General features: G+C 66.3%; 24 protein-coding genes and 2 pseudogenes. 23 read left to right on the forward strand and 3 right to left on the reverse strand.

The window, feature by feature from the left end:
- The 5 genes from QM682_RS17375 to QM682_RS17395 form a co-directional block, all read left to right on the forward strand.
- On the forward strand, positions 1-1,257 hold a 1,257-nt coding region (locus QM682_RS17375), incomplete at its 5' end, for an aldehyde dehydrogenase (RefSeq protein WP_415132017.1).
- Between the two features lie 61 nt (positions 1,258-1,318).
- Positions 1,319-2,326, forward strand: a complete 1,008-nt coding sequence (locus QM682_RS17380) for an ABC transporter substrate-binding protein (protein WP_415132019.1) — start codon at positions 1,319-1,321, stop codon at positions 2,324-2,326.
- A 112-nt stretch (positions 2,327-2,438) separates the two neighbouring features.
- Positions 2,439-3,230 (forward strand): ABC transporter permease, encoded by a 792-nt coding sequence (locus tag QM682_RS17385; RefSeq protein ID WP_415132020.1) that lies wholly within the window; start codon positions 2,439-2,441, stop codon positions 3,228-3,230.
- On the forward strand, positions 3,230-4,030 hold the full coding sequence (locus tag QM682_RS17390) for an ABC transporter permease (protein WP_415132021.1): 801 nt from the start codon (positions 3,230-3,232) through the stop codon (positions 4,028-4,030). Before QM682_RS17385 ends, QM682_RS17390 begins: the two co-directional genes overlap by 1 nt.
- On the forward strand, positions 4,027-5,115 hold the full coding sequence (locus QM682_RS17395; protein ID WP_415132022.1) for an ABC transporter ATP-binding protein: 1,089 nt from the start codon (positions 4,027-4,029) through the stop codon (positions 5,113-5,115). Before QM682_RS17390 ends, QM682_RS17395 begins: the two co-directional genes overlap by 4 nt.
- A gap of 385 nt (positions 5,116-5,500) precedes the next feature.
- On the opposite strand, the gene QM682_RS17400 is transcribed toward QM682_RS17395, so the two are convergent.
- Entirely contained in the window at positions 5,501-5,668 is a 168-nt protein-coding gene (locus QM682_RS17400; protein WP_415132024.1) for a hypothetical protein, read from the reverse strand.
- A 67-nt stretch (positions 5,669-5,735) separates the two neighbouring features.
- Between QM682_RS17400 and QM682_RS17405 the strand changes: the two genes are divergently transcribed.
- From QM682_RS17405 to QM682_RS17460, 12 genes are read left to right on the forward strand one after another with little or no spacing between them, the layout of a single operon-like run.
- Positions 5,736-7,310: an ABC transporter substrate-binding protein gene (locus QM682_RS17405; RefSeq protein ID WP_415132026.1), complete on the forward strand. Its 1,575-nt coding sequence runs from the start codon at positions 5,736-5,738 to the stop codon at positions 7,308-7,310.
- Positions 7,310-8,284, forward strand: a complete 975-nt coding sequence (locus tag QM682_RS17410; RefSeq protein ID WP_415132028.1) for an ABC transporter permease — start codon at positions 7,310-7,312, stop codon at positions 8,282-8,284. Before QM682_RS17405 ends, QM682_RS17410 begins: the two co-directional genes overlap by 1 nt.
- Positions 8,277-9,161, forward strand: a complete 885-nt coding sequence (locus QM682_RS17415; RefSeq protein WP_415132030.1) for an ABC transporter permease — start codon at positions 8,277-8,279, stop codon at positions 9,159-9,161. Before QM682_RS17410 ends, QM682_RS17415 begins: the two co-directional genes overlap by 8 nt.
- Positions 9,154-10,161 (forward strand): ABC transporter ATP-binding protein, encoded by a 1,008-nt coding sequence (locus QM682_RS17420; RefSeq protein WP_415132032.1) that lies wholly within the window; start codon positions 9,154-9,156, stop codon positions 10,159-10,161. Before QM682_RS17415 ends, QM682_RS17420 begins: the two co-directional genes overlap by 8 nt.
- Positions 10,154-11,008, forward strand: coding sequence for an ATP-binding cassette domain-containing protein (locus QM682_RS17425; protein WP_415132035.1), 855 nt, complete (start codon positions 10,154-10,156; stop codon positions 11,006-11,008). Before QM682_RS17420 ends, QM682_RS17425 begins: the two co-directional genes overlap by 8 nt.
- A 13-nt stretch (positions 11,009-11,021) precedes the next feature.
- Positions 11,022-11,954: a polysaccharide deacetylase family protein gene (locus QM682_RS17430; protein ID WP_415132037.1), complete on the forward strand. Its 933-nt coding sequence runs from the start codon at positions 11,022-11,024 to the stop codon at positions 11,952-11,954.
- Positions 11,954-13,408: an aldehyde dehydrogenase family protein gene (locus QM682_RS17435; RefSeq protein WP_415132039.1), complete on the forward strand. Its 1,455-nt coding sequence runs from the start codon at positions 11,954-11,956 to the stop codon at positions 13,406-13,408. Before QM682_RS17430 ends, QM682_RS17435 begins: the two co-directional genes overlap by 1 nt.
- 4 nt (positions 13,409-13,412) lie before the next feature.
- On the forward strand, positions 13,413-14,816 hold the full coding sequence (locus tag QM682_RS17440) for a dihydroorotase (RefSeq protein WP_415132041.1): 1,404 nt from the start codon (positions 13,413-13,415) through the stop codon (positions 14,814-14,816).
- Entirely contained in the window at positions 14,813-15,853 is a 1,041-nt protein-coding gene (locus tag QM682_RS17445; RefSeq protein ID WP_415132043.1) for an NAD/NADP octopine/nopaline dehydrogenase family protein, read from the forward strand. The genes QM682_RS17440 and QM682_RS17445 overlap by 4 nt, the downstream gene beginning before the upstream one ends.
- Complete coding sequence (locus QM682_RS17450) at positions 15,843-16,628, forward strand: FCD domain-containing protein (protein WP_415132045.1); 786 nt, start codon at positions 15,843-15,845, stop codon at positions 16,626-16,628. The genes QM682_RS17445 and QM682_RS17450 overlap by 11 nt, the downstream gene beginning before the upstream one ends.
- 1 nt (position 16,629) lies before the next feature.
- On the forward strand, positions 16,630-17,529 hold the full coding sequence (locus tag QM682_RS17455) for a hypothetical protein (protein ID WP_415132047.1): 900 nt from the start codon (positions 16,630-16,632) through the stop codon (positions 17,527-17,529).
- On the forward strand, positions 17,526-18,371 hold the full coding sequence (locus tag QM682_RS17460) for a fumarylacetoacetate hydrolase family protein (protein ID WP_415132049.1): 846 nt from the start codon (positions 17,526-17,528) through the stop codon (positions 18,369-18,371). The genes QM682_RS17455 and QM682_RS17460 overlap by 4 nt, the downstream gene beginning before the upstream one ends.
- A 362-nt stretch (positions 18,372-18,733) precedes the next feature.
- Here the strand turns inward: QM682_RS17460 and QM682_RS17465 are convergent, their stop codons facing one another.
- Entirely contained in the window at positions 18,734-19,735 is a 1,002-nt protein-coding gene (locus QM682_RS17465; protein ID WP_415132051.1) for a helix-turn-helix domain-containing protein, read from the reverse strand.
- Between the two features lie 232 nt (positions 19,736-19,967).
- On the opposite strand from QM682_RS17465, the gene eat reads away from it, so the two are divergent.
- From eat to QM682_RS17495, 6 genes and pseudogenes are all read left to right on the forward strand, one after another.
- Positions 19,968-21,368 carry an ethanolamine permease gene (eat, locus tag QM682_RS17470; RefSeq protein WP_415132053.1) on the forward strand — a complete coding sequence of 467 codons (1,401 nt, stop codon included), beginning with the start codon at positions 19,968-19,970 and terminating at the stop codon, positions 21,366-21,368.
- 52 nt (positions 21,369-21,420) lie between these two features.
- Positions 21,421-22,818 (forward strand): ethanolamine ammonia-lyase subunit EutB, encoded by a 1,398-nt coding sequence (locus QM682_RS17475; RefSeq protein ID WP_415132055.1) that lies wholly within the window; start codon positions 21,421-21,423, stop codon positions 22,816-22,818.
- Positions 22,815-23,612 carry an ethanolamine ammonia-lyase subunit EutC gene (eutC, locus tag QM682_RS17480; protein ID WP_415132057.1) on the forward strand — a complete coding sequence of 266 codons (798 nt, stop codon included), beginning with the start codon at positions 22,815-22,817 and terminating at the stop codon, positions 23,610-23,612. The genes QM682_RS17475 and eutC overlap by 4 nt, the downstream gene beginning before the upstream one ends.
- Before the next feature lie 226 nt (positions 23,613-23,838).
- The gene (locus QM682_RS17485; RefSeq protein ID WP_415132059.1) at positions 23,839-24,264 is read left to right on the forward strand and encodes a transposase; all 426 of its coding nucleotides are present in this window, start codon (positions 23,839-23,841) and stop codon (positions 24,262-24,264) included.
- A 125-nt stretch (positions 24,265-24,389) separates the two neighbouring features.
- Complete coding sequence (gene tnpB / locus QM682_RS17490) at positions 24,390-24,806, forward strand: IS66 family insertion sequence element accessory protein TnpB (protein ID WP_415132061.1); 417 nt, start codon at positions 24,390-24,392, stop codon at positions 24,804-24,806.
- A gap of 36 nt (positions 24,807-24,842) precedes the next feature.
- Positions 24,843-25,342, forward strand: a pseudogene (locus tag QM682_RS17495) (transposase); the annotation flags it as partial.
- Between the two features lie 145 nt (positions 25,343-25,487).
- Here the strand turns inward: QM682_RS17495 and QM682_RS17500 are convergent.
- A pseudogene (locus tag QM682_RS17500) lies at positions 25,488-25,724 on the reverse strand (IS3 family transposase); the annotation flags it as partial.
- Positions 25,725-25,767: the final 43 nt, after the last annotated feature.

Consider the following 25,767-nt stretch of genomic DNA (forward strand, 5'->3'; position numbering starts at 1 on the left):
CTCCGCCTCGCCGATCTGGTGCAGGAAGCTGCGCCCCGCCTTGCCGGGCTGGAGACCCGCGACACCGGCAAGATCATCCGCGAGACCTCGGCCCAGATCGCCTATGTCGCGGAGTATTACCGCTACTACGCAGGGCTGGCCGACAAGATCGAGGGCGCGCATCTGCCCATCGACAAGCCCGACATGGAGGTCTGGCTGCGGCGCGAGCCCGTCGGCGTCGTCGCCGCCATCGTGCCCTGGAACAGCCAGTTGTTCCTGTCGGCGGTCAAGCTGGGGCCAGCGCTTGCGGCCGGCTGCACCGTGGTGCTGAAGGCCAGCGAGGACGGGCCCGCGCCGCTGCTGGAATTCGCGCGGCTGGTCCAGCGGGCCGGCTTCCCGCCCGGCGTCGTCAACGTCCTGACCGGCGGACCCGAGGCCGGCAAGGCGCTGACCACCCATCCGCTGGTCGCCCATATCGCCTTTACCGGCGGGCCGGAAACCGCGCGCCATATCGTGCGCGCCTCGGCCGAGAACCTGTCCAGGACCTCGCTGGAACTGGGCGGGAAATCGCCCTTCATCGTTTTCGATGATGCCAATCTGGACAGCGCCGCCAATGCGCAGGTCGCGGGCATCTTTGCCGCCACCGGCCAAAGCTGCGTCGCGGGCTCGCGCCTGCTGGTGCAGAACGGCATCAAGGACGAGATGCTGGCGCGGCTGAAGGCCAAGGCCCAGGCCGTGCGCATCGGCACCCCCCGCAGCATGGAAACCGAGGTCGGGCCGCTCTGCACCCAGCGCCAGCGCGCCCGGATCGAGGACATCGTCGCCGCCTCGGTCGCCGCCGGGGCCGGGCTGGTCACCGGCGGCCGGACGCCGCGGGGCGAGGGCTTCTATTACCCGCCGACGATCCTTGATTGCAGCGCCGCGCCCGACGCGCCCTGCGTGACGCAGGAACTGTTCGGCCCGGTGCTTTCGGTGATCGGCTTCGATACCGAGGAAGACGCGCTGCGCATCGCCAACGGCACGCCCTATGGCCTGGCCTCGGGCGTCTTTACCCGCGACCTGACGCGGGCGCACCGGATGATCCGGGGCCTCCGCGCCGGCATCGTCTGGGTCAACACCTATCGCGCCGTCTCGCCCATCGCCCCATTCGGCGGGCTTGGCCTGTCCGGGCATGGGCGCGAGGGCGGGCTGGCGGCGGCGCTGGACTATACCACCGTCAAGACGGTCTGGCTGCGGACCTCGGACGATCCAATCCCCGACCCTTTCGTGATGCGCTGAACGAACCCGGACAAACCGGGCAACAATAGCAACCAACCAACAGTGGAGACTGACAATGCAAATGAAAACGGTTCTAACGGTCGCATTCGTCGCCACGGCGGCCAGTGCAGCCAATGCCCAGCAGATGGTCTTTACCTCATGGGGCGGGACCACGCAGGATGCGCAGACCGAGCTCTGGGCCGCGCCCTTTACCGAAAAATCCGGCACCTCGGTGCTGCAAGACGGCCCGACCGACTATGGCAAGATCAAGGCCATGGTCGAGGCCGGCGCGGTCGCCTGGGATGTCGTCGACGCCGAGTTCGACTGGGCGCTTCAGGCCGGAAAGGCCGGGCTGCTTGAACCCCTGGACTTCACCGTCATCGACAAGGCCAAGCTGGATCCGCGCTTCGTGTCGGATTACGCGGTGGGGTCGTTCTATTATTCCTTCGTGATCGGCTTCAATCCGGCGAACTTCCCGGGCGTCGCCCAGCCCGCGACCATGGCCGACCTGTTCGATACCGAAAAATTCCCCGGCAAGCGCACCTTCTACAAATGGTCCGCCCCCGGCGTGATCGAGGCAGCGCTGCTGGCCGACGGCGTGCCGGCCGACCAGCTTTACCCGCTTGACCTGGACCGCGCCTTTGCCAGGCTGGATACGATCAAGTCCAGCATCATCTGGTGGGAAGGCGGCGCGCAAAGCCAGCAACTGCTGGCCGCAGGCGAGGCGCCGATAGGTCTGTTCTGGAACGGCCGCCTGTCGGCGCTTCAGACAGACGGGATGCCGGTCGGTATCAGTTGGCAAGACAACATCACCGCAGCCGACGCCCTGGTCGTGCCCAAGGGCACCAAGAACAAGGACGCCGCGATGGCCTTCATCGCCGAGGCCACCAGCGCCAAGGCGCAGGCGGATTTCGCAACCAAGACCGGCTACGCCCCGATCAACATCGACTCGCCTTCGCTGATGGAGCCCGATCTGCGCGCCACCCTGCCAGACGCGCAGACCGCCAACCAGATCAACGCCGACATGGCCTATTGGGCCGAGCATCGCGACGAGATCGGCAACCGCTGGTATGCTTGGCAAGCCAAGTGATCGGCCATCCGGTTGCGGCACGCGCCTGCGGGCCGCGACCATCTGCTTTTCTCCTCCGAGGTGACAGATGCTGTCCTTCCTGACGCCTGCCCGACGCGGGTCGGGGTTTGGCATGGCCATACCCGCCCTGCTGCTGCTTCTGGCCTTTTTCGTGATCCCGGTCGCGGGACTCTTGAGTCGATCGGTCACCGAACCGGCGCCCGGCCTGCATAATTATGAGACCCTGCTGGGCTCGGCGACCTATCTGCGGATTTTCTTCAACACCTTCTTGATCTCGGGGCTGGTCACATTGATCACCACGTTGATCGCCTTTCCCGTCGCATGGGCCTTGGCGATCATGTCGCCACACATTGCCAGGCTGGTGTTCTCGATCATCCTGCTGTCTATGTGGACCAACCTGCTGGCCAGGACCTATGCCTGGATGGTGCTGCTGCAACAGACCGGACTGGTCAACCGGATGCTGATGGCCACCGGCCTGATCGACCAGCCGTTGCAACTGACCAACAACCTGGTCGGCGTCACCATCGGCATGGTCTATATCATGCTGCCCTTCATGATCCTGCCGCTTTACGGCGTGATCAAGAAGATCGACCCCGCGATCCTGCAAGCCGCCGCGCTTTGCGGCGCGACCAGGGGGCAGGCGCTGCGCCGGGTGCTGCTGCCGCTGGCCACGCCCGGCATCGCCTCGGGGGCGCTGATGGTCTTCGTCATGTCGCTGGGCTATTTCGTCACACCGTCGCTGCTGGGCGGAACAGCGAACATGATGCTGGCCGAACTGATCGTGCAGCAGGTGCAAAGCCTGGTGAACTGGGGCATGGGAGGCGCCGCCGCCTTTGTCCTGCTGGTCGTCACCCTGGCGCTTTACGCCCTGCAACTGCGCCTGTTCGAAGGAAGGGCCCGCTGATGCTGATGAATTTCGACAAGCTGGGCGCCTGGCGCTGGATCCTGTCCGGCATATGCGCGCTGATGGCGCTGTTCCTGCTGCTTCCGATCCTGTTCATCGTCGCGCTGTCCTTCGGCAGTTCGCGCTGGCTGATCTTTCCGCCGCCGGGCTGGACGCTGAAATGGTATGGAGAGCTTTTCGCCGATCCGCGCTGGCTGCAAGCGGCCTTCACTTCGGCCAAGATCGCCGCCATCGTCATGGTGCTGTCCGTCGCCATCGGTCTTTTGGCTTCGCTGGCGCTGGTGCGGGGGCAGTTCCGGGGCCAGGCGGTGCTGCGGGGCTTTTTCCTGACGCCCATGGTCCTGCCGGTGGTCATCATCGCCGTGGCGCTTTACGCCGCATTCCTGCGGCTGGGGCTGAACGGCACGCTGCCGGGCTTCGTTATCGCGCATCTGATCGTGGCCCTGCCATTCTCGATCATCACCATCTCGGGGGCGCTGGAAACCTTCGATCCCTCGGTCGAGGACGCGGCGATCCTTTGCGGCGCCAGCCCGTGGGAGGCGCGCTTTCGCGTCACCCTGCCCGCCATCAGCCACGGGATGTTCTCGGCTGCGATCTTCTCGTTCCTGATCTCGTGGGACGAGGTGGTGCTGGCGATCTTCATGGCCTCGCCGACGCTGCAAACCCTGCCGGTCAAGGTCTGGACCACGCTGCGCCAGGACCTGACGCCGGTGATCGCCGCCGCCTCGACCCTTCTTGTCCTGCTGACCGTGGTCCTGATGATCGCGGCTGCCCTGATCCGCAAAGGCAAATCCCGATGACCAGTCCATATCTGCACATCAACGGCATTCGCAAGATCTTCGGAGATGTCGTGGCCACCGACCATGTTGAGCTGGAAATCGCGGAGGGCGAGTTTATGACCTTCCTCGGCCCCTCAGGCTCGGGGAAGTCGACGACGCTTTATATCCTGGCCGGCTTCCAGGATCCCACCGCCGGCGACATCAAGCTGCGCGGCCAGTCGATCCTGCAAACACCCTCGCACAAGCGCAACATCGGCATGGTGTTCCAGCGTTATACGCTGTTCCCGCACCTTTCGGTGGGCGAAAACGTGGCCTTTCCTTTGCGCGTGCGCCGCGCGCCTCAGGCCGAGGTCGCCGCCAAGGTCAAGCGCGCCCTGTCACTGGTCCGCCTGGACGGGTTCGAGGATCGGATGCCCGCCAACATGTCCGGCGGCCAGCAGCAGCGCGTCGCCCTGGCCCGCGCGCTGATCTATGACCCGCCGGTCCTGCTGATGGACGAACCCCTGTCCGCGCTTGACAAGAAGCTGCGCGAGGAAATCCAGCACGAGATCCGCCGCATCCACCAGCAGACCGGCGTGACCATCCTTTACGTCACCCACGACCAGGAAGAGGCGCTGCGACTTTCGGATCGCATCGCCGTCTTCAACCGCGGCCGGATCGAGCAGGTCGGCACCGGCCCCCAGCTTTATGCCAGCCCCGCCACGCATTTCGTGGCCGATTTCATCGGCGACAGCGCCTTCCTGACCGGAGAACTGGCCGATGTGAGAAACGGCCGCGCCACCCTGCGTTTCACCGACGGCACCGTTCTGGCCGACGTGCCCATGCACGGTGCCGGGGCGGCGGGCGACCGGGCCGAACTGATGCTGCGCCCGGAACGGATCGACCTTGCCGGCGCGGCCGGCCCACAAGGCGCGACATTGCCTGTCACGGTCGAGGATGTGACCTTCCTGGGCAACAACAGCGCCATCACCGCCCGCACCGGCTGGGGGGATCCGCTGTATGTCCGGCTGAACTTCGGCCATCCGATGATAGGCGGCATCTCGCGCGGGGATCAGTTGCATGTGCGCTGGCAGCCGCAGGACGCCCATGTGTTTCCCAAGGCATGACCCCATCATCGGCACCCCCCGCGCCGCCTGGCAATAGCTGATCCAGCAGAGGCCGAGCATCTGCAAGGCGCCTCTCGATCCGCTCAAAGCTGGCAGGATCGACGCAGTGCTCGCCCTCGGGTTCCAGCCGCTTTCCTGTCTCGCACGCGGTATGGCGACCCCGATTGCCGGAAGCATCGTCAGGGATCGCTTTGGGGGCGGATCGGCCGACGGTCTGCCCTATCACCCGAATTGGCCGCTCGACCTGGTGCCAGGAAACATCCCCGGCGCGGTCGGGTGACAATGCGCGGGACTTCTGCGGCGCGTAATCATCGCTGCTTTTACCCGGCGACGGCCTTCGCCGGGTAAAAGCTGGAACCATCCCTAAGATCTCGATGCGGCGTCGTCATCGACGCAATCCGGGGTCAGGATCGACTTCTGGAGCAATTCTTGCGCGAATCGCCATGAAAATCGGCAGTTCGCGCAAACCGCTGCGACTTTCCCCAGTTTTTTCACGCGACGTTTGACGCATGCGGAATCGACTGCTACCAACATCATCATCACTAATGATCATTATAAATAATCCAACAGAAACAGGATGCTGATTCGTGAAAGCGCGGCTCCAGGGTGAGGTGAGGACGATGAAAACGAAATGGCGTGGCGGAACCTCGGTGCTGGCGGTGGCCGCCTTCTGCTTCAGTGCCGCGATGGCGCAGGAACCCGTCCGGGGCGGTGCGCTGACCTTGGCAATTTTCGCCGAGCCGACCAGTCTGATGCCGCTCAGCAGCGACATCAACGTCCAGATCATTTCGGCCCAGCTTTATCCCGCGCTGCTGAAATTCGATTCCAGGATCGAGCCGAAGCCCTATCTGGCGCGGGAATGGCGGGTGCTGGATGGCGGCGCGACCTATGAGTTCGACCTGGTGCAGGGGGCGAAATGGTCCGACGGCACGCCGATCACCTCGGCGGATGTGAAATTCTCGTTCGAGGAGATGATCCTGAAATACCATTCGGCCGGCAAAGCGAATTTCGGGGTGATCGACAGCATCGACGCCTCGGACCCGGCGCGAGTGGTGTTCCGGTTGAAGCGGCCCTACGCGCCCTTCCTGCAACTGGTCAATTCCTTCTATGCACCGATCCTGCCCCGCCAAGTCTATGAGGGCACCGACCCCCTGAAGAATCAGAACAGCCAGACGGCGGCGGTCACCGGCGGTCCGTTCCGCATCAAGGAATGGGTCAAGGGCGATCACCTGACGCTGGAACGCAATCCCGACGCCTTCGACAGCCCCTGGCTGGACGCGGTGAACATCCGCTTCATCCCGGACGCCTCGGCGCGGATGCTGGCGCTGAAGACGGGCGCGGTGGATTATCTGCCGCCCTCGGCCATGCCCTATGGCTCGCTGGCCATGCTGGAGGGGGATTCCAATATCTCGCTGCGCCAGATCGGGGACGAGGCGGCGGGCAAGGTGCTGACCATCGGCTTCAACCTGCGCCGCGCGCCCTTCGACGATGTGCGGGTGCGCCGGGCGATCAGCCATGCGGTGAACAGCCAGTTCATCGCGGATGCGGTCAGCTTCAAGCACGAGACCCCGGCGGTCGGGCCGCTGAACGCGGGCAGTTGGGGCTGGGATACCAGTCTCAAGGGCTATGCCCATGATCCCGAACTGGCCGGGAAGATGCTGGACGAGGCCGGCTATCCGGTCAAGGAGGACGGCTTCCGCTTTGCCATGCAGATCAATACCCGCACCAGCGTGGCGGTGTTCCACAAGGCCAACGAGATCCTGGTACAGAACCTACGCGCCGTGGGCATCGACGCGAAACTGCGGCCGCTGGAATCGGCGCCCTATACCGCCTCGACCTATATCGACGCCGATTTCGACCTGTCCAGCGTGGCCTGGATCTCGGCATTCGACCCGAACAACCTGCGCCCGCTCTATTCCTGCGACAGCATCCGTCCTGCGCCCTATTCGAACTTCATGGGCTATTGCAACAACGAGGTGGATGCCCTTCTGGAAAAGGGCGCGGCCGAATCCGACACCGCCAAGCGCAAGGCGATCTATGTCGAGATGCAGCAGAAGATCATCGACGACGCTCCGGCGATCTGGCCGATGAACTGGTCCGACTGGTCGGCGGCGCGGGTGCATGTGCAGGGCCTGCCCGCCGGACCCTGGGACGGACGCGATCCGATGGACGATCTCTGGGTCGAGGCGAAGTGATGTCGGGGGTGCTTGGTATCCTGGGCAGGCGGCTGTTGCAGGCCGTGCCGCTGATCCTTGCCACCATCGCGGTCAATTTCGCGATCATCCATCTGGCGCCCGGCGATCCAATAACGATGATGGTGGGCGAGGGAGCGGTCTCGGCCGACCAGATTGGGGCGCTGCGCCAGACCCTGGGCCTGGACCGGCCGCTGCATGTGCAGTTCCTGGCCTATCTGGGCGATGTGCTGCAAGGCGATCTGGGCACCTCCTATGTCTATCAGCAGCCCGTGGCCGAGGTCATCGCCTTGCGCGTGCCGGCGACGCTGCTGCTGATGGGCTCGACCTATGTGCTTTCCACCATCCTGGGGCTGGCGTTTGGCACCGTCGCGGCGCTGCGACCGGCCTCGATCCAGGACCGGGCGCTGATGACGGTGGCGACACTGGGCTATTCGGTGCCGACCTTCTGGCTGGGCTTCCTGGCGCTGTCGGTCTTTGCCGTCAAGCTTGGCTGGCTGCCGATCTCGGGCATGGTGGACGTGGGCGTGGGCGACGGCTGGGCGTGGTGGAAAAGCGTAGCGCGCCATCTTGTGCTGCCGGTGGCAGTGCTATCGCTGTTCTATACCGGCCTGATCGCCCGGCTGATGCGGACCTCGATGCTGACGGCGCTGCGGGCGGATTTCATCGTCACCGCCCGCGCCATGGGCCTGTCGCCATGGCGCGTGGTGCTGCGCCATGCCGTGCCCAACGCGATCACGCCCATCGTGACCGTCCTTGGCCTTCAGGTCGGGCTGATGCTCTCGGGCGCGGTGCTGACCGAGTCGGTCTTCGGCTGGCCGGGGCTGGGCGTGCTGACGGTGCAGGCGGTGGCGCAGCGCGACTATCCGCTGCTGCTGGGCATGTTTCTGCTGACATCGGTGATGGTGATCGTCGCCAATGTTCTGACCGATCTGGTCTATGTCGCCATCAACCCAAGGCTTCGCACCCATGGCTAGTCTGCACGATGCCCCCAGCGCCGCTGAAGAGGAGGATCTTCGCACCGTTCCGCATTGGCTTGAGGTCTGGCGCCATTTCCGCCAAAGCAAGGTCGCCCTTGCCGCGCTTCTGGTGCTGTGCCTGCTGGCGGCGGCGGCGGCTCTGGCGCCCTGGATCGCGCCCTATCGCCCCACCGCCGTCGAGGCGATGAACGTGCTGATGCCGCCGGGGGGCGCGCATCCCTGGGGCACCGACGACCTGGGCCGCGACATCTTCAGCGGCACGCTCTACGGCCTGCGCATATCTATGACGGTCGGCCTGCTGGCGGGTGCGGTCGCGGCGGTGATCGGCACGGCCATAGGCGCCTTGGCCGGGTTCCTGGGCGGCTGGATCGACGCGCTTCTGATGCGGATCACCGACTTCGTCCTGACCATCCCGGTGCTGTTCCTGGCCTTGGTTTTGATCCCGGTCTTCGGCTCGTCCCGGCTGGTCGTGGTGCTGGTCATCGGGGGCCTGGCCTGGCCACCGATCGCCCGGCTGGTGCGCGCCGAGTTCTTCAAGCTGCGCAACGAGGCTTTCGTCGAGGCGGCGCGCGGTTACGGCGCGCCCCGGTCCCGGCTGATCTTTGGCGAGATACTGCCCAATACCTTCGACCTGGTACTGGTGGCCACGGCGCTTCAGGTGCCCGCCGCCATCCTGATCGAGGCGGGGCTGAGCTTCCTGGGCGTCAGCGATCCCGATCCGCGCAGCCTGGGCCTGATGCTGAAGGATGCCTATGGCCTGCTGGGCCTGGCCTGGTGGTGCGGGGTGTTTCCCGGACTGGTGCTGTCGGCGCTGGCGATCAGCCTGAACCTTGTTGCGGATGCCTTCAACGATGCGGTGCGCGGCCATGAATGAACTGTCCTCTCCTCTTTCGCTGCTGAACGTGCGCGGCGTTTCGACCCAGTTGCGCACCCGCAAGGGCGTGGTCCATGCGCTGGAGAATGTCGGCTTCACCGTCCGCAAAGGCGAGGCCATCGCCATCGTGGGCGAATCCGGCTGCGGCAAGTCGATGACGGCGCGCAGTATCATGCGCGTCCTTCCCCAGCCGCTGGACCGGGTGATCAGCGGCCGGATCGAGCTTGGCGGCCAGGATCTTCTGGCCCTGCGCGAGCGCGAGATGCGCCATGTCAGGGGCACGCGGATCGCCATGATCTTTCAGGATCCGATGAGCTATCTCGACCCGCTGATCCGGGTGGGCGAGCAAATCGCCGAGGTGCTGCGCGCCCACAAGCCCTTGCGCGGCACCGCGCTGGACCAGGCGGTCGGCGAGGCGCTGGCAGCCGCGCGTATTCCCGATACCGACCGGGTGAGGCGGGCCTATCCGCATCAGCTTTCGGGCGGGTTGCGGCAAAGGGCGCTGATCGCCATGGCGCTTGCCTGCGAACCCGAGGTGCTGATCGCCGACGAGCCGACCACGGCGCTGGACGTGACCACGCAGAAGCAGATCCTGCATCTGCTGCGCCAATTGGTGACCGAGCGGCAGATGGGGCTGGTGCTGATCACCCATGACCTGGGCGTCGTCGCCAATGTCTGCGACAGGGTCTATGTGATGTATGCCGGGCAGATGGTGGAACATGCCGATGTGCATGATTTCTTCGAGCAGCCGCATCATCCCTATGCCCAGGGTCTCTTCGCCTCGCTGAAAAGCCTTGGCGAAGGCGCGGGGCGGCTGGCCTCGATCCCCGGCGTCGTGCCGAACCTGGTGGACCCGCCGAAGGGCTGCCGGTTCCGTGCCCGCTGTCCCCAGGCGATGGCGGTCTGCGCCAGCCGCGATCCCACGCCGGGCCTGAACCACGACCGCCCGCGCGATGCCGCCTGCTGGCTCTTGCAACGGACGGAGAACGCCCATGTCTGACCTGATCCTGAGCGTGCGCGGATTGAACAAGAGCTTCGGCGGCAAGCGTGGCCTGTTGGCGCGGCCTGGGGCGGTGAAACATGCCGTCCAGGACGTATCCTTCGACCTGCGGCGGGGCGAATCCCTGGGCATCGTCGGCGAATCCGGTTCGGGCAAAAGCACCGTCGCCCGGTTGATCACGCGGCTGACGGAATCCGACGGCGGCACCATCCTGCTGGAGGGCCGGGACTTCCTGGCCCTGCGCGACGAGGAACTGCGCCGGGGCCGCCAGGCGATCCAGATGGTGTTCCAAGATCCCTATGCCTCGTTGAATCCGCGCAAGACCATCGGCGCCTCGATCGCGGGACCGCTGCGCGAACGGGCCGAACCAATGCCCGCCGCCGCGATCGAGGAACGGGTGCGCGCCCTGCTAGGCGATGTGGGGTTGAACCCGCCCGCGCGCTATTCCGGGCGCTTTCCCAAGGATCTCAGCGGCGGCCAGCGCCAGCGCGTGGGGATCGCGCGCGCCATCGCGGCCGGTCCGCGCATCATCGTGGCGGACGAGCCGGTCTCGGCGCTGGATGTCTCGGTGCGGGCGCAGGTGCTGAACCTGTTCAACGACCTGCGGCGCGACAAGGGACTAAGCTATGTGTTCATCTCGCACGATCTCGACGTGATCCGCAGCACTTGCGACCAGGTGGCGGTGATGCAGTCGGGCCGCATCGTCGAGACCGGCCCGGTGACCCGGATCCTCGACGCGCCGCAACATTCCTATACCCGGCAACTGGTAGCCTCATCGCTGCGGCCGGACCCTTCGCTTTATCAGAAACGCAAGATCCAGGGCGCGGCCGCCGGCCCGGCCCTGTGAACAGGAGCAGTCGATGAACTTTCAGGATCAGCCCGTTCCCGGACCGCAGCGCGACTTCATTGGCTATGGCCGCCGCAAGCCCCGCGTGATCTGGCCCAATGGCGCGAAGGTCGCGGTGAATTTCTGCATCGCCTATGAAGAAGGCGCCGAACGCTCGATGCCCTCGGGCGACGGCCGCGGCGAAAGTCTGGGCGGCACCTATCCCATCGGCGAGGGGCATCGCGACCTGGCGGTGGAATCCCTGTTCGAATACGGCAGCCGCGCCGGGATCTGGCGGCTGGCCGAGCTGCTGGACGCCCACGACATTCCCGTCACGCTTTTTGCCGCCGCCGTGGCTCTGGAACGCAATCCCGAGGTCTGTGCCTGGGTGCGCGAGTGCGGTCACGACATCTGCTGCCACGGCTGGCGCTGGAGCGAACCCTGGCTGCTGAACCCCGAGGAAGAGCGGCGGCGCATCGCGCTGGCGGTGCAATCGGTGACCCGCACCACCGGGCGGCGTCCCGTCGGCTGGCGGTCGCGCACCGGCGCCAGCATCCGCACCCGCGATCTGCTGATCGAGGAAGGGGGGTTCCTTTACGATTCCGATTCCTACAACGACGATCTGCCGTATTTCCCCGGCCGGCCGGGTGGCCACCTGGTGGTGCCCTATACCCTGACCTATACCGAAGGGCGGCTGGTTCAGCCTATGGGCTATACCAGCCCGATGGATTTCTGGCAGACCTGCCGTCTGGGGCTAGACGAACTGCGCCGCGAGGGCGCGTCAGGCGCCCCCAAGATGATGTCCATCGGCCTGCATCCGCGCCATACCGGGCAGGCCGGGCGCATGGCGGGTCTGCGCGGCTTCCTCGAATACGCGCTTGCGCAGGGCGATGTCTGGTTCGCGCGGCGCGAGGACATTGCCCGCCACTGGCTGGCCAATCACATGACTTTCGAGAGGAGCGCCTGATGTGCCAAGATCCTGGTTCCCGCCGGGAATATCCCGCGATCATAGGCGGCCAGCCGGTGATGACTGCCGCGCGGATCGAGGTGATCGACCCCGCCGAGGGCACCGTCTTTGCCCATGCCGCCCGTTGCGGCGCGGATGAGGTCGATCAGGCGGTCGCCGCCGCCCGCCAAGCCTATGAAGGCGGCTGGCGCCTGACGACCGCCGCCGAAAGAGCCCGGCTGCTGCTGCGCTTCTCGCAGGTGATCACCACCCATGCGGCGGATCTCGCGGCGCTGGAAAGCCGCGATACCGGCAAGCCGCTGCGTCAGGCCAAGGTGGATGTGGCCTTCGCCGCGCGTTATTTCGAATATTACGCCCATATGGTCGAGGCGGTGTTCGGCGCGGTGATCCCGGCGGGCACCGACAGGCTGACCTTCACCCTGCGCGAGGCCCATGGCGTCACCGGCCACGTCATCCCGTGGAACTATCCCCTGGGCATCGCCTGCCGCACGCTGGCGCCGGCCCTGGCGGCAGGCAATTGCTGCGTTCTGAAACCGGCCGAGCAGGCGCCGCTCAGTTCGGTCCGGCTGGCTGAACTGGTGCTTGAGGCCGGCTTTCCGGCGGGCGTCCTGAACGTGGTTCCGGGTCTTGGCGCCGAAGCGGGGGCGGCGCTGTCGGGCCATCCGGGCATCGACCATATCTCGTTCACCGGCTCGGTGCCGGTCGGGCGGATGATCGCGACGGCGGCGGCGCAGAACCTGATCCCGGCGGCGCTGGAACTGGGCGGCAAGTCGCCCAATATCGTGCTGGCCGACGCCAATCTGGACATTGCCGTCCCGGTTGTCGCCCAGGCGATCCTGCAAAATGCCGGGCAGACCTGCTCGGCCGGGGCGCGGCTGCTGGTCCACCGCGATGTGCATGACGAGGTGGTGCGCCGCCTGGCCGGCATCTTCCAGCGCACCAGTATCGGGCCCGGCCATGCCGATCCCGACCTGGGGCCGGTGATCTCGGCCCTGCAACATTCCCGCATCGGCGAGATGGTCGAGACCGGGCGCGCCGAGGCCGAACTGGTCACCGGCGGCGGCCGGCCGCCCGGCGCCGAATACGAGGCGGGCTATTACTTCCAGCCGACGCTTTTCGACCATGTTCCGCCCCAGGCCGCCATCGCGCAGCGCGAGATCTTCGGCCCGGTCCTGGCGGTGACCGCCTTCGCCGATCTGGACGAGGCGGTGTCCCTGGCCAACGGCACGGATTACGGGCTGGTCGCCGGCGTCTGGACCCGCAACATCGGGCGCGCGAACTGGCTGCTGCGCGAGCTGTATTGCGGGCAGGTGATGGTCAACACCTTCTCGAACGGGGTGGAGCTGCCGTTCGGCGGTCGCAAGAAATCCGGCTACGGCGTCGAAAAGGGCTATGACGCGCTTCTTGCCTTCACCCATGTGAAGGGTGCCGTGGTGATGATGGACAAGGATTGAGGCGATGAGCGCAATCACCGACCCCAAGCGCGAGCGCGCGGTGCGCGGCGGCCGGGTCGTCCTGCCCGATGGCGTCGTCGAGGCCGATCTGGTCTTTCGCGGCGGGCGCGTGCTGCGGCTTGAGGCGCCGGGCGCGACGCCGGGATCCGGCGACATCGACGCGCGCGGCCTGCATGTGATGGCGGGGATGATCGACCCGCATGTCCATATGCGCGATCCCGGCCAGACCTCGCTGGACGACTTCCAGACCTGCACCGCCGCCGCCGCGATCGGGGGAGTGACGACGGTGTTCGACATGCCCAACACCGTGCCCGCCGTCGCCTCGGACGAGATCCTGCGCGCCAAAGCGGAATATCTGCAACCCCGCGCACGGGTGGACTTCGCACTTTACGGCGGCGCGGGAGCCAGCAATGCGGCGCAAATCGTCGGGCTGGCCCGTGCCGGCGCCATCGCCTTCAAGTCCTTCATGAATGCCCCGGCCCCCGGCGCCCCCGAGGACAACTGGTCGCGTTGTCTGGCCGACGACCATGCATTCCTGACGGCGATGCGCCAGATCGCGGCGACCGGCCTCATGGGCATCCTCCACGCCGAGAGCGAGGCGATCTGCGCCGAGATGACCTGGGCCCTGCGCCAGGCGGGTCGGATCGACCCCATGGCACATGGCGAGGCCCGCCCACCCCATGCCGAGGAAGAGGCGGTCGGCCGCGCCATCCTGCTGGCCCGGACCGCCGGCGCGCGGATCGGCATCGCCCATGTCAGCACGGCGGGGGCGTTGGCCCGCATCCGCGAGGCGCGCGGCCGCGGCCAGCCCGTCGCCGCCGAGGTCTGCCCGCATCACCTGCTGCTGACCGAGGCGCGGATGGCCGAACTTGGCCCCTATGCCAAGATCAATCCGCCGCTGCGCCCGGAATCCGACCGCGCCGCGCTTTGGGCCGCCCTGGCAGAGGGGGTGGTGGATTACATCGGCAGCGACCACGCCCCCTATGCCGACGCGGCCAAGGCGGCGGGGCTGGCCGAGATCTGGCGCGCCCCTTCCGGAGTGCATGGGGTCGAAACCGTGCTGCCGCTGCTGCTGGATGCGGCGGCGGCGGGCCGCATCGGCCTGCCCGCCCTGACCCGGCTGGTATCGCGCAACGTGGCGCGGCTGTTCGGCCTGCACCCGCGCAAAGGCGAACTGATACCCGGCGCCGATGCGGATTTCCTGCTGGTGGATATGAATCGTCCAGGCCGCATCGACCGCCAGCGCCTGCATTCGCTGTCGCGCGACGCGGCACGGCTTTGGGACGGGCATCAGACGCGGGCCGCCATCGTAACGACCTGGCTGCGCGGCACCGAGATCGCGCGCGAGGGGCAGATCCTGGCCGCGCCAGGACAGGGCCGCTTCCTGCACGGGGGGGCTGCGGCATGAGGCGGGCGCAGGGGATCGCCATCGTTGGCGCGGGGGCCATCGGCCAGGCGTTGGCGGCGGATCTGGCGCGCGGCGGGCAAGCGCCGGCCTGCCTGGTCGAACGGCCCGGCGCGCATGCCCAGGCGCTGGCCGAGGCCGGGCGGATTCGCGTGACCGGACATCTCGGCAGCTTCGCCTGTCCTCTGCCGCCGCTGCATCTGGATGCGGCGGCGGCGGCCGAGCAGCGGGTGATCGTCGTCGCCACCACCGTTGATCGCCACGCCGAGGTCGCGCGCGCCATGGCGGCGGCGCTTGACGACGATCATGTCGTCCTGCTGGCGAACGGCTATGTCGGCGGCTCCGCGCGGTTCCTGGCCTCGCTGGAGGCGGCGGGGTGCCGGGCCACGCCCTCGGTCCTGGAACTGAATACGACACCCTATCTGGTCTGCTGTCCCGCCGCCGGCCATATCCATGTGGCCGCCCGCAAGACCTGGATGGAACTGTCGGCCGCCGATCCGGCGCTTGCCCGCGCCCATCATGCGCTGCTGGCCGGGATCGTTCCGGGGATCGAACCGGCCGAGAATGCCCTGGCCTCGGCCCTGAACAATCAAAACCCCGTCGCGCATGTGCCCAGCTATGTGCTGAACGCCGCCGAGGCGCGGCATTGCCGCCCGGTCGCGCCAGATGCGATGCGCGGCGGCGCCTTTTATCTGGAGGATTTCAGCGGCCCCGAGGTGTTGTCCCTGCGCGCGGCGGTCGATGCCGAGCGGATGGCGGCGATGGTGGCGATGGGGTTCGGGCACCTGGCCATTCCCCGCGCGGAATTCGGCATCCGCAGCTATGGCCCCGGCGCGCGCGAGGCTTTGCCGCCCCGGATCGGACGCAGCTTTGCCCCTCGCTTCCTCACCGAGGACGTGCCTTTCGGGCTGGTGCCCATAGAGAGGCTGGCGCAGCGGTCGGGGCTGAGGACTCCGGTGATTTCCGCCTTGATTACGTTGTGCTGCGTGCTTGAATCGCGGGATTGGAGACAAGAGCAAGAGGCCAACGATGGAAAATGATCGAAACGAGGCGCTGGAACTGATCTCGCTTTCCGTGCTGGCCGAGGCCGAGGGTCCGGTCGGCTCCATGCGCCTGTCCGAGGTGTTCCAGGAAAAGGGGCATTCCCTGTCGCAGGCGACGGCGGGACGTTTCCTGCGACAGCTCGACCTGCTGGGCTTGACGCGCGGCGGCGGCAAGCGCGGGCGCACCATCACACGCGACGGGCTCGATCGTCTGGCCGAACTGCACAGCCGAAGGGAGCTGAAGAAGAAAAGCGCGCTTTTGATGAACGCGGCCAACGTGACCGATCTTTCCGAACTGTGCGAATTGCTGCTGGTCCGGCGGGCGGTGGAATCCGAGGGCGCCCGCCTTGCCGCCCTGCGCGCAAGCAATGGCCAGTTGCAGGACATCCTGACCGAGGCCCGCGCCCATGTCGCCGATGTCGAGGCGGCGCGGGTGCCCCAGGCGGCAAGCTCGGTGCGCTTTCACCGCATGATCGCCGAGGCATCCTGCAACCCTATGCTGATCTCGATCGCGATGGTGCTGCTGGAACCAGCCAATCCCTCGCTGACGGGGGTGCTGGAGGAGGTCTCGGTGGGTTCCTCGATGGTAGCCAGCCATGCCAAGGAACATGTCCTACTGGCCGAGGCGCTGATCGCCCGCGATCCCGAGCGGGCGCATGATCTGATGTATCGCCATATCAGCAGCATGATCGCCCCGGTCGAGGCACAGCTTGGCGGCGGCGCGGCGGCGGGGGTGCCCTCGCCCTCGCTGATGGCGGCGGGGCTTTGCTAGGATGGCGCTGCCGCAACTGACCGTCTCCAGCGCGCGCCATCCCGCCTATGCGCCGCAATATGTGGCCCGCGCCCTGGGCCTGTTCCCGGCGGCGGGGGTCCAGGTGCGGCTGATCGACAGTCCGGCGGGGGATTCCGCCATCACCCGCTGCCTGCGGGACGGGACCGCCGACATGGTGCTGGGCAGCCTTCTGTTCGCGCTGCGCCTGGCCGAAGAGGGCGTCGTGCCGGTCGTCGTCGGCCAGAGCAACCAGCACACGCGCCACGTCCTGCTGTCGCGCACGCCCGTCACGGGGGCGGAATTCGACTGGGCCAGGCTGCGCGGCGCCGGGGTGCTGGTCCATCCGACCAATGTGCCGACCCCTTGGGCGGCCTTCCGGCAGGCGCTGACCAACAAGGGCCTGATGCTGGACGATATCCGCCCGATCATCGGCTTTTCCGCGCAGCAGGCGGTGCCGGAATTCCGGCGCGGTGTGGGCGACCTGATGCTGGCCGATCCCGAAGGATTGCCCCAGGGGCATGGCCTGCACGAACTCGCCCCCGTCGCCCCCGCCCTTGGCCCCGTTCCGTGGAGCGTCTATTGTGCCCCCGCCGAAGCCGCCGCCCGGCTCGCGCCGGCCCTCGGTTCGTTCCGGCAGGCCCTGGCCCACGCGGTGGCCTGGCTTTACGCCCATCCCTCCATCGAGGCGGCGGCGCTGCTGGGGCCCGAATTTCCCGCGATCCCGGCCCAGGCACTGGCAGCGCAGCTGGAACGTTCGGCCCGCGCGGGGATCTGGAAGGCCGATCCCGCAGCCGACGCGGCCCAGGTTGCCCGTTGGGCCGGAGCCTTGCGCCAGGGCGGCCTGATGCCGCCGGGCCGCGACTTGCTGGACTTCTACCCCGAACTGCGGAGGACCGCATGAAACTTCTGCGCCATGGCGAAAAGGGCCGCGAGGGTCCGGGCCTGCTGGATGCCCAAGGCATCATCCGCGACCTGTCGGCCCATCTGGACGACCTGGCCGGCGCGGGGCTTGCACCCGCCTCGCTGGCGCGCCTGGCCGGGCTGGACCCCTTGGCACTGCCCATCGTGCCGCCCGGAACCCGCCTTGGTCCCTGCGTCGGCGGCGTGGGCAAGTTCATCGCCATCAGCCTGAATTATCTCGACCATGCCGCGGAAGTGGACCAGCCCATTCCCCAGGAGCCGGTGATCCTGCTGAAGGCCACCAGTTCGATCAGCGGGCCGAACGACGATGTCGTCATCCCGCGCGGCTGCACCAAACCGGACTGGGAGGTGGAACTGGGCATCGTCATCGGCCAAGGAGGCGTCTATATCCCGCAGGAGACCGCGCTGGACCACGTCGCGGGTTATTGCGTCGTCAACGACGTTTCGGCCCGCGATTTCCAGCTTGAGCGCGGCGGCACCTGGGACAAGGGCAAGAGCTGCGACACCTTCGGCCCACTTGGCCCCTGGCTCGTTACCCGCGATGAGGCGGGCGACGTCTCGGACCGCGCCATCTGGCTCGAGGTGGACGGAAAGCGCTATCAAGACGGCAATACCCGAACGATGATCTTCGGCGTGGCGCGGATCGTGTCCTATGTTTCGGGCTTCATGAGCCTGCAACCGGGCGATGTCATCACGACCGGAACCCCGCCGGGCAACGGTCTTGCCCAGGATCCTCCGCTGTTCCTGCGGCCCGGCAATGTGATGCGCCTGAGCATCGACGGGCTGGGAGAGCAGCGACAAAGGGTCGTGGCCTGCCCCTGAGCCGATCTGCACGGTTCTGCTGATCGCCCCGTCCACCTACCATGAACATCGGGCAAAGCGGGCCGATCCCACGCGGTTGTCGGAACGGGCGCGCCGTCAACGATACTTGCGATTGGTCGAACGCCAAGTTCCTGAACCTGCCGATTATCGTAACATATTCTTTTAGCTTTGAAATCCGATCCTCGCCGATTCGCGGGCATTCAACGGGCGCAGGCCTGATCCTGATTGGGCCAAGGCAGCGATCAATCTTAAGCAGAGTTCGATCATTCGAAAACTGGTGCTGTTGATCCGGCTGCCTGTCCCGTTGGTCCTGGATTTCATCCATGAACGCCAGATGTCCGGAAGCAGGATCGGGCTAAGTGTCAACGCGGGCGGCAATGCCGCCGAGCGGTCGCTGAGGGCAGTTCTCCGAAAAGAAAACGGTACTCCCGCGCGAAGCGGCCGAAATGCCAGAAGCCCCAGTGGGTCGCGGCATCCGTTACGCTCTCGCCCGCCTTGATCGAGCGCCGCGCGCCATTCATTCGCACCGCGCGCAGATAAGTCGCGGGCTTCGCGCCGACGGCCTCCTGGAAGCAATATTGCAATGTGCGGCGGCTGACGTGAAGCGCTTGGCAGATTTCCTCGACGCTCGGCACCGCCTCGGCGGTATCGCGAGCGGCATAGTCGCGGGCCTCGCGCATCAGCCGCGCCCGGCGGGCGAGGGTGAGCGGTGGCGGACCGGCGCGCTCTTCCGTTTCGAGCAGGGCACGAATCAGGGCCGCGCGCAACTCGCGCTCCATGGTGGTCAGGCGACGCGGGACGCAATCGCGCTCGGCCAGCAGTTCGAGGCTCTCGCGCGCGAGCCTGGCGAACTCGGCCATCGCCTTTGGATCGGTGGGCAGAAGTCCGGGCCGGGCGAGGAGCGGCTCGACCCGCGCGAAATCCTCCTCGACCAGCGGCGCGACGAGATCGGCGCGGGGCAGGACGACACCGAGGATGTCGAGGCCGGACGGGGAGTGGAACTCGAATCCGTCGCTCCCGGAAAAGAGATGGAGCTTCGCGGAACCGCAGGCATCACCGCAAAAGGTCGCCACACCTTCGAGTGCCAGAGGAACGCCGATCGCGCAAAGGTCGTGGCCGAGCGCGCCGGTCTGGCGCAGCGCGGTGCTTGTCACCTCGCGGAAGAAATAGGTCGAGCCGAGCCGGGCCTCGGTCAACTCACCCGTGAAGCGGCCGGCGGAAAGCTGGTCATAGCTCTGGTTCCATCCGGTGAGCAGCGCGGATTGCTCGTCGATGTCGCTGGTGAGCAGCCGACGCGTCGGCATGATCCAGGATCCAGCGCCGCCCGGCGCCACATACGCCCATGTTTCCGGCGACGACTTCATGCACCTTACCTTCCGCTCCTCCCTTCTCCTCCAAGGCTGCGGCGCGGATTCCCGCCGGTCCAGACACTTTCGCACAAACGGGCGCCGGTTTGCCAAAACTGGCTATTTGGCAACCATGCAGCGTTGCTATTGAGGGCATATCATCCGGCGAGTCGCGCCGGGGTGCATCCTTTTCGATTGCAACGCAGGGCCCGGCGGCCTGTCGCCCCCAGCCCGCTCCGATTGAGGACTCATGGCACACGAACATATCGGCACTGTCGGGCATAACGAGCTCTCCAAGACCCTCACCACGCTCCAGCTCTGGGGCATCGCGGTCGGCCTCGTCATCTCGGGCGAGTATTTCGGCTGGAGTTATGGCTGGGGCAGCGCGGGGACACTCGGCTTCATCGTCACCACGGCCTTCGTCGCGGCGATGTACACGACCTTCATCTTCTCCTTCACCGAACTGACCACCTCTATCCCGCACGCGGGCGGACCCTTCGCCTATGCCCATGCCGGGCTCGGCGAAACTGGCGCTTATTTCGCCGGCATGTCGACGCTGATCGAATTCGTCTTCGCACCCCCGGCGATCGCGCTCGCCATCGGCGCCTATCTCAATATCCAGTTCCCTGGCCTTTCGCCGAAGACGGCGGCCGTCTCTGCCTATGTGGTTTTCATGGCGCTCAACATCGTCGGCGTTTCCATCGCCGCGACCTTCGAGCTGGTCGTAACGCTCTTCGCGATTTTCGAGCTTCTGGTCTTCATGGGCGTGGTGGCACCCGGCTTCTCCTCGGCGAATTTCACGGCCGGCGGCTGGGCCGGGTCCAACACCTTCTCTGGCGCAGCGATCTCGGGCATGTTCGCGGCGATTCCCTTTGCGATCTGGTTCTTCCTTGCTATCGAGGGCGTGGCCATGGCCGCCGAGGAAGCCAAGAATCCGAAGAAGTCGATACCGCGCGCCTATGTGGCCGGCGTCCTCACCCTCGTCACGCTCGCGCTCGGCGTGATGATCTTCGCGGGCGGGGCCGGCGACTGGACCAAGCTCGCCAATATCAACGACCCGCTGCCGCAGGCGATGCGCTTCATTGTCGGTGACAGCTCGGGCTGGCTGCACATGCTGGTCTGGCTCGGGCTCTTCGGCCTCGTCGCCTCGTTCCACGGCATCATCATCGGCTATTCGCGGCAGATCTTCGCGCTCGGCCGGGCGGGCTATCTGCCCGCCTATTTCGGCACCGTGCATCCACGGTTCAAGACGCCGCACCGGGCGATCATCGCGGGTGGGATCGTCGGCATCATCGCGATCTTCTCGGACGAGTTCATCACCATCGGGGGCCTGCCGCTGACGGCGAACATCGTCACCATGGCAGTCTTCGGCGCGATCCTGATGTATATCCTGTCGATGATGAGCCTGTTCCGCCTGCGTGAACTGAAGCCCGAGATGGAGCGCCCGTTCAAGGCGCCGTTCTATCCGTTCTTCCCGGCCTTCTCGATGGGCGCGGCGATCATCTGCCTGCTCGCGATAACCTACTACAACTTCACGGTGGCGGTGATCTTCGTAATCTTCCTCGCGCTCGGCTATGTCTACTTCCGCCTGACCGCGCATCAACGCGCGATAGCGCCGCTCGACCGCGAGATCGAGGCGGAAACCATCTGAACGCCCCTGAACCGGCCCGGAGGCGGGCCGCTTCGCACGAAGGAAGAGAAGTATGCCGAGCTACGCACATACGATCACCAATCATACCTTCCGCTTCGACACTCTGGCCGATCTCCTGGCCAAGGCGACGCCCGAGCGTTCCGGTGATCGGCTTGCCGGGATCGCCGCCGCCGACGAGGAGGAGCGGGTGGCCGCGCAGATGGCGCTCGCCGACCTGCCGCTTTCGACGTTCCTGCAAGATCTCGTCGTGCCCTACGAGGCGGACGAGGTGACGCGCCTCATCATCGACACCCATGATGTCCAGGCCTTCGCGCCGGTCGCGCATCTGACGGTCGGCGGTTTGCGCGACTGGCTGCTGTCCGATTTCGCGGATACCGCAACGCTTCGGGCCCTGGCGCCGGGCTTGACGCCCGAGATGGTGGCAGCGGTCTCGAAGATCTGCCGCAACCAGGACCTGATCCTGATCGCCAGCAAATGCGAGGTCGTCACCCGCTTTCGCGACACGATCGGCCTTTCGGGACGGCTCTCGACCCGGTTGCAGCCGAACCATCCGACCGATGATCCGGCCGGGATCGCCGCGAGCCTGTTGGACGGGCTCATGTATGGCAATGGCGACGCGGTGATCGGCATCAACCCCGCGACCGACAGCCCGGCCGCGGTGGAAACACTGGTGCGGATGCTGGACGAGGTGATCCGGGCTTACGAGATACCCACGCAATCCTGCATACTGACCCATGTCACGACCTCGATCGATTTGATCAACCGGGGCGTGCCGATAGACCTCGTGTTCCAGTCCATCGCCGGCACCGAGGCCGCGAACCGGAGTTTCGGCGTCGACATCGCCGTGCTCGCCGAGGGGCAGGCGGCGGGGCTCAGCCTCGGGCGGGGCACCCTGGGCGACAATGTAATGTATTTCGAGACCGGGCAGGGCAGCGCGCTTTCCGCCAACGCCCATCACGGCGTCGACCAGCAGACGCTGGAGGCGCGCGCCTATGCGGTGGCGCGGCGGTTCCGGCCGCTGCTGGTCAACACGGTCGTGGGCTTCATCGGGCCGGAATATCTCTATGACGGCAAGCAGATCATCCGGGCAGGCCTTGAGGACCATTTCTGCGGCAAGCTCCTCGGCCTGCCCATGGGTTGCGACATCTGCTACACAAACCACGCAGAGGCCGACCAGAACGACATGGACACGCTCCTGACCCTGCTAGGCGTCGCGGGGATCACCTTCATCATGGGTATCCCCGGCTCGGACGATGTGATGCTGAACTACCAGACCACCTCGTTTCATGACGCCCTCTATGCGCGGAAGGTGCTGGGCCGCCGCCCTGCCCCAGAGTTCGAGAGCTGGCTCCGCCGGACGGGAATCTTCGACGCGGACGAGCGCCGGCTCCTGGGCAGCACTCTGCCGAAGCCCTTTGCACGGGCCATCGAGGGGATCGTGGGCGCATGAGCGAGAAGCCCCCCGTAAACGGTCGCGACCCCTGGAGCGGGCTTCGCGCCTATACGCCGGCACGCATCGCTCTCGGGCGGGCTGGCACCAGCCTGCCCACCCGGCCGCATCTCGATTTCCAGCTCGCCCATGCGCAGGCCCGGACGGCGGTGCACGCGGCGCTCGACGTGGCGCAACTCGCGGCCCGGCTGGAGCCGCTTGGGCTTGAGGTTCTGCCGCTGGCGAGCGCGGCGGCAAGCCGGGCGGAATATCTCCAGCGCCCAGACAAGGGCCGCCGCCTCGACGACGCCTCCCGCGCCGCACTTGCCGCGCGGGAGGCGTCGGAGATGGCGCCGGAGGTCGTCCTCGTGATCGGCGACGGGCTTTCGGCACGGGCGATCGAGGAAAACGCGGCGCCGTTCCTTTCGGTGATGGTTTCGGCGCTGCGCGATGCCGACTGGCGCATTGGCCCGCTCGCCATCGTCACCCAGGCCCGCGTCGCCATCGGGGACGAGATCGGCGCGGGGCTTGACGCGGCGATGGTCGTGGTTCTGATCGGAGAGCGCCCGGGCCTGAGCTCTCCCGACAGCCTCGGCCTCTACCTGACCGCCGCGCCGCGCGTCGGCCTGACGGACGAAGCGCGCAACTGCATCTCGAACGTCCGCGCCGCCGGCCTGAGCCATGCGGCGGCGGCGCACAAACTCCTGTTCCTGATGACCGAGGCCCGCCGTCGCGGCGTCTCGGGCGTAACATTGAAGGACGAGGCGGAAGCGCTCGCCGAGGACACTCCCCGGCGGAATTTCCTGCTACCCTAGATCGAATTAACCACCAGACCTGAGCGGAACTTGGGACTCAGGCCCTATGATACCAGCGGCCGCGGCGGCCAAGAGCGTGTTTGAGAAGAGGGATTGAACGCAGCCGCTGCGCGGCAGGCGGACTGCTTCACGGTTGGTGCTCCCGATTGGATGGATCGGCCTGCTGAAACGTAAGCGGTGCGTGGGCCCTGTGGTTTCGGCCTGATGCTGCATCGGTCATGCCGTCGTGCGACTGAGTTTGCGGGAGGCTGGCGATGGAGCACCAAATCGAGCACCGGATGGAGGTGCGCGGGTCGAGGTCCTTGCTGGACCGACCGGGCGTCGGCGTTGGCCGGATGATTTCAAGGCGCGGATTGCGGCTGAGAGTTTTCAGCCCGGCACACGGGTCTGCGATGTTACGGCAAAGTATGGGTTGATTGCCCGGCACCTTTCGGGATGGCGCGGTCCGGCGCGCCAAGGAGAACTAGTGGTTCCGATCGATACGGCCCCGACCTTCGTGCCGCTGGTGATCGAGCCATTGGCTGATATTGCCGCGTCGGCCGGCACGGGCGTGATCAGGGTCGAGATTTGTGGGGCCGTTCTGCATGTGACACCGGATTGCAGCCCAGACCGCGCGGCGGCCTTGGCGGCGGCGCTGAGGAAGGTGCTGTGATCCTCCCCGATCAGGCCGCCAGGATCGTGATCGCGACGAAGCCGGTAGACTTCCGCAAGGGACATGACGGCCTTGCGGCCATGGCGCCCGTGGTTTGGGCTTTGCACCGAAGGCGGGGGTGACGGTTGTGTTCCGCCAGGCCTGGCGACCGGATCAAGGTTCTGTTCTGGGACGGCAGCGGGATCGTGATGATCTACAAACGGCTGGAGCAAGGTAGCTTTTCCTGGCCGAAGGTGGGCGACGGGGTCATGCGGTATAAATCGCCATGTCTGCGCCCGCCGAACTCCCCTTTGATCTGGACAACCTTCCGCCTGCGGTGCGTGAGGCGTTTGCAGCCATGCAGGCCAAGGTCACAGGCCAAGGTCACAGGGCTGGAGACGCGGACCGAAGGTCAGGACTACCTGATCGCCGAGCTGCGCCATGCGCTTTATGGCAAGCGATCCGAGCCGTTGCCCCCGGATGAGCGTCAGCTGGTTTTCGATGATCTGCAAACGGCCGTCACTGAAGCCGAGGTTGGAGCGTGTCAGATCTTCTGTGTATGAGTGATCCGGTCCATGCTTCATCGAAAGGAAGCATGCATGACGATCTCCAAGGAAACCCTCGATGAGCTGCTGAAGGGCGTTGAGCGCCCTGAGGACCTGCTTGGCAATGCCGGGCTGATGAAGGAGCTGAAGATCGGCTCATGGAGCGGATGCTGGGCGCCGAACTGACCGCGCACCTGGGCTATGAGGAGGGCAAGGAAGCACCGCCCGGACAGTCGAACCGCCGGAATGGAGCGTCGACCAAAGTGCTGAAAGGTCAGGACGGCGTATTGCCGGTGGCCGTGCCGCGCGACCGCTGCTTCGAGCCGAAACTGGTGAAAAAGGGCCAGACCCTGATCGACGGGATGGACGACAAGATCATCGGGCTTTACGCTGCCGGACTGACGGTCCGGGACATACAGGCGCATCTGCTGGACCTCTACGGGCTGCAGGTCTCGCCTGATCTGATCAGCCGCGTTACCAATGCCGTGCTGGACGAGGTTCGGGAATGGCAGAGCCGTGCTCTGGATCGGATGTATCTGATCGTGATCTTCGATGGTTGCCATTGGAGCGCCATTGGTCCGAGCGACAATGACGACCAGAGCAAGCTGTTCGGCTCGATCACCCGCTCGATTCGCGGCAGACCCGCCGGAAGATGTCCGTGGTTGCGGCGTGTGGTTCGACGCGAAGGCGCGCCGGGCGGTGCCCCTTCACGTTCCGCAGGTGCAGGAGGCACAAGCCGAAACCCCAAGTCTTATGGATATTGGTCAGCCCGACCAGCAGGTCGGCAATCATCTCGTCGTCGCCCATCGGGCTGTAGCGAAAGCAAGTCCCGCTGACATCAAAGGCCCGGCAGGCCAGCGCGATGCCGACCCCCTTCGTCGCCACCGCCTTCTCGGCCGGCTCGCGGCGCTGAGCTGGCCGCGTGGTAATCCTCCCCGTTTTAACGGGGCACAGAAGTAGACTTCAGGCAGCCATCTTC

Source organism: Paracoccus sp. (in: a-proteobacteria) (genome assembly GCF_047605025.1).
Taxonomy (GTDB): domain Bacteria; phylum Pseudomonadota; class Alphaproteobacteria; order Rhodobacterales; family Rhodobacteraceae; genus Paracoccus.